Annotated in this window: 3 protein-coding genes; all 3 read left to right on the top strand. The window is 74.4% G+C overall.

Going from position 1 to position 3,982, the window contains the following annotated elements:
* Nucleotides 1-38 precede the first annotated feature (38 nt).
* The gene (locus VK640_17160; GenBank protein ID HTE74908.1) at nucleotides 39-2,666 is read left to right on the top strand and encodes a peptidoglycan recognition protein; all 2,628 of its coding nucleotides are present in this window, start codon (nucleotides 39-41) and stop codon (nucleotides 2,664-2,666) included.
* Between the two features lie 13 nt (nucleotides 2,667-2,679).
* Nucleotides 2,680-3,699, top strand: a complete 1,020-nt coding sequence (locus tag VK640_17155) for a glycosyltransferase family 2 protein (protein ID HTE74907.1) — start codon at nucleotides 2,680-2,682, stop codon at nucleotides 3,697-3,699.
* A 7-nt stretch (nucleotides 3,700-3,706) separates the two neighbouring features.
* On the top strand, nucleotides 3,707-3,982 hold a 276-nt coding region (locus VK640_17150), incomplete at its 3' end, for a hypothetical protein (protein HTE74906.1).

Below are 3,982 nucleotides of genomic sequence, written 5' to 3'. Positions count from 1 at the left end.
CCCGCGGCACACCTGCCCCGAACCGTCAGCGAGGCTCCATGCGCAAGGCCCCCTCCGCCGTCCTGCTCAGCGTGCTCGTGCCCCTGGCGACCGCGCTGCCCGTGGTCAGCCTGCCGGCGGCGGCGCCCCGGCCGGTGGCCCCCGAGGTCCGCGCCGAGGCGCTGCGCGGCGTCGACCCGGCGCTGCTCGGCACCCCGTCGGCCCGGCGCAGCCTGCGGGCCGCCTCGGCCGAGGTGAGCACCCCCGACCGGCCGGAGGTGCTGGTCTCGAGAACCGGGGTCGCCGAGTTCGACCTGCTCGGGGTCACCTGGCGACGTACGCCCCCCGGGAGGGATGCACCGAGCGTGCTCGTGCGCGCCCACGGCGACGACGGCTGGAGCGCATGGACCGCGCTGGACCCCGCGCCCACGCCGGGCGGCGGCGAGGCCCGGCACGCCCGGGGCGGCACCGAGCCGCTGTGGGTCGGGCCGTCGGACGGCTACCAGGTGCGGGTGGACGTGCGCTCGGGACCGGTGCCTCGCGGCCTGCGGGTCGACCTGATCGACCCGGGCAGCTCGGCGGCCGACGCCGACCCGACGGCCGGCCGGCCGATGCAGGGCGCCGCGGCCGCCGCCGGCCAGCCGGTGATCTACAGCCGCGCCCAGTGGGGCGCCGACGAACGGCTGCGCAGCGGCACGCCGAAGTACAGCGCGACCATCAAGACCGGCTTCGTCCACCACACCGCCGGCACCAACGGCTACTCCGAGGCCGAGGTGCCCAAGATCCTGCGAGCGGTCTACGCCTACCACGTGAAGGGCAACGGCTGGTCGGACATCGGCTACAACTTCCTGGTCGACCGCTTCGGCCGGCTGTGGGAGGGCCGCTACGGCGGCATTACCAAGGCGGTCATCGGCGCCCACACCGGTGGCTTCAACGTGGACACCTTCGCGGTCTCGGCTCTCGGCAACTACGACAAGGTCGCCCCGGAGCAGCCGATGCTCGACTCGATCGCGCGGCTGATGGCGTGGAAGCTCGGCTCGCACTTCCGCGACCCCAACGGCACCGCCGTGCTCACTTCCCAGGGCGGCGGTACGTCGCGGTACTCGGCCGGCACCAAGGTCACCTTCAGCAACGTCTCCGGGCACCGTGACGCGGGGCGGACGTCCTGCCCCGGCAGCAACCTCTACGCGCAGCTGCCGACGATCCGCGCCCTCACCACGTCGTACATGGGGACCGCCCTCTACAACCCGAGGCTGTCCGCCGGCTCCGCCGTCTACGGGGCCGGGTCGACCGTCACGGCGACCGCGCGGGTCAGCAGCGACCAGCTGTGGCGGCTCGAGGTCCGCGACGCGTGCCGCACCACGCTGGTCCGGACCGTGACCGGCACCGCGTCGCCGGCCGTGCCGCTGAGCGCCCTGTGGGACCTGCGCGACGACGCCGGCGCGCTGGTCCGCCCCGGCGCGTACACCCTGGCGCTCACCGGCTCCGACGCCGGCGGGTCGACGCCCACCTGGAGCGCCCCGGTGACCGTCGACGCCGCGCGGTCGACCCCGCCGACGGTGGCGCCGGCGGCCCGGCCGGGGCGGACCGGCTTCGTCCCGGTCGACCCGATCCGGCTCTACGACACCGGCGCCGACGGCAACCTGCCCGTGGCGTCCGGGCAGCGGCTGGACCTGCGGGTGCCCGGGGTCGGCCGGGTGCCGGAGTCCGGCGTCGCCGCGGTGGCGCTCAACATCTCGGCCGGGTGCGCGACCGCGAGCACCTCGGTCCGCGCCTGGGCCACCGGGTCGGCCAAGCCGGCGTCGGCGGCCCTCAACGTGCCGGCCGGCGGCTCGGGATCGGCGATGGCGGTGACCGCACTCGGCGGCAACGGCATGGTGAGCATCGCCAACGCCGCCGGCACGACGGAGCTCGCGGTGCACGTCATCGGCTACTACCCGACCGCCGGTGGTGACGTCTTCCGCCCGACCAGGCCGCTGCGCCTCTACGACTCGCGGCGCGACCCGGCCGGGCCGCTGGTGCCCGGCGGGCAGCGCTCCGTCACGCTGCCCACGCTGTCCGGCATCCCGGCGGCGTCGATGAGCGGGGCGCTGCTCAACGTGACCGCCCTGTCGGCGAGCGGCCGCGGCGCGGTGACCGTCGCGTCCGCCGGCAGCGACCGGGGGAGCGCCACCGTGTCGTACGCGCCCGGGCGGCCGGTGCAGAACCGTGCGGTCGCCCGCCTCGCCGGCGGCACCTTCGAGCTCACCGGGCGCGACGCGACGGCGCATGTCGTCGTCGACGTGGTCGGCTGGTGGGCGCCGCAGGCCGTCATGGGCGGGCGCCTGTTCCAGCCCCGCGCCGCGGCCCGGGTGCTCGACACCCGCACCGGCGTCGGCGCCCCGCGGGCCCGGGTGGGCGCCGGCGGCGTCGTCACCGTGCAGGTCGCGGGCAAGGGCAAGCCGGTCCCGGCCGGTGCCCGCGCCGTCGTGATGAACCTCACGGCGGTCGACCCCTCGCGCAACTCGTTCGTGACCGCGTGGCCCAACGGCGCGGTGCGCCCGGCGTTCCCCGACCTCACGCTGCGGGCCTGGCGGACGACGGCGAACCTCGTGGTGGTGCGGGTCGGGACCAAGAACCGGATCCGGGTCACCAACGGGGCCGGGTCGACGCACCTCGTCGGGGACGTGGTGGGCTACTACCCCTAGGCTGGCTCGGGTCATGAGCCAGCAGCCCGCGCCCGACGTCACCGCCCGACTGCCCGTCACCGAGCCCGTCACGGAGTCGATGTCTCCGGCGACCCCGGGCACGCACCAGGTGACGCAGCAGACCCCCGACCCCGGCCCCGGCGACCCGCCGCTGGTCACGATCGTGCTGCCCTGCTTCAACGAGCAGGAGCACGTGATCGAGGAGGTCGAGCGGATCTGCGCGGCGATGGACGCGTCCGGCCTGTCCTACGAGCTGCTCGTGATCGACGACGCTTCGACCGACGCGACGCTGCCGCTGCTCGAGGAGGCCCTGCCGAGCTTCCCGCATATGCGCCTGATGCCGTTCCGGCGCAACGGCGGGTCGGGCACGGCGCGGCGCATCGGGACCATGGACGCGCGCGGCGAGATCGTCGTGTGGACCGACGCCGACATGACCTACCCGAACGAGCGCATCCCCGAGCTGGTGTCGATGCTCGTCGACGACCCGACCTACGACCAGGTCGTCGGCGCCCGGACCTCCGAGGAGGGCTCGCACAAGCTGCTGCGGGTGCCCGCGAAGTGGGTCATCCGCAAGATCGCCGAGCGGCTGTCGAACTCCTCGATCCCGGACCTGAACTCCGGGCTGCGGGCCTTCCGGCGGTCGGTGTCGCTGCCCTACCTGCGGCTGCTGCCGCCAGGGTTCTCCTGCGTCACGACGATCACGCTGGCGTTCCTGTCCAACCAGCACGACATCAAGTACGTCCCGATCGACTACGCGAAGCGGTCGGGCACGTCGAAGTTCCACTTCGTCAAGGACGCCTACCGCTACATCCTGCAGGTGCTGCGGATGGTCATGTACTTCAACCCGCTCAAGGTCCTCATGCCGCTGGCGCTGTGGCTGGTCGGCATCGGGCTGGCCAAGGCGGTCTACGACCTGTTCGCCCACTTCGGCCGCTTCGCGGTCAACACCGTCCTCATCTTCATCACCGGCATGCTGATCGGCGCCCTGGCCCTCCTGGCGGACCTCATCGTGCGGTCCCGCTCCGAGGTCTAGGCCGCCCGTGGCCGAGCCGGCCGGGCCAGGACGGCCGGACGGTCCCGTCGGGCCGACGCGCGGGACGTGGCGGCGCTCGGCGCTGTCCCTGACCTTCCTGGTCCTCGCGGTCGCGGCGTTCGCCTGGGCGCTGGCCGGCCAGTGGTCGCAGGTCGTCGACCGGCTGGCCGACCAGGAGCCGGTCGTCCTCGTCGGCTCGCTGGGGCTCGCGCTGGTCGGCGTCTTCGTGAGCTTCCTGCTGTGGTGCGGGACGCTGGGAACCCTCGGGTCGACGCTGCCGGTG

Source organism: Actinomycetes bacterium, assembly GCA_035489715.1.
Taxonomy (GTDB): domain Bacteria; phylum Actinomycetota; class Actinomycetes; order JACCUZ01; family JACCUZ01; genus DATHAP01.
This window is presented reverse-complemented; position numbering and strand designations above follow the sequence as displayed.

What these genes read in the sequence shown, in the direction of transcription:
- VK640_17160 (HTE74908.1), top strand. Translation starts at nt 39, where the DNA reads ATGCGCAAGGCCCCCTCCGCCGTCCTGCTCAGCGTGCTCGTGCCCCTG.
- VK640_17155 (HTE74907.1), top strand. Translation starts at nt 2,680, where the DNA reads ATGAGCCAGCAGCCCGCGCCCGACGTCACCGCCCGACTGCCCGTCACC.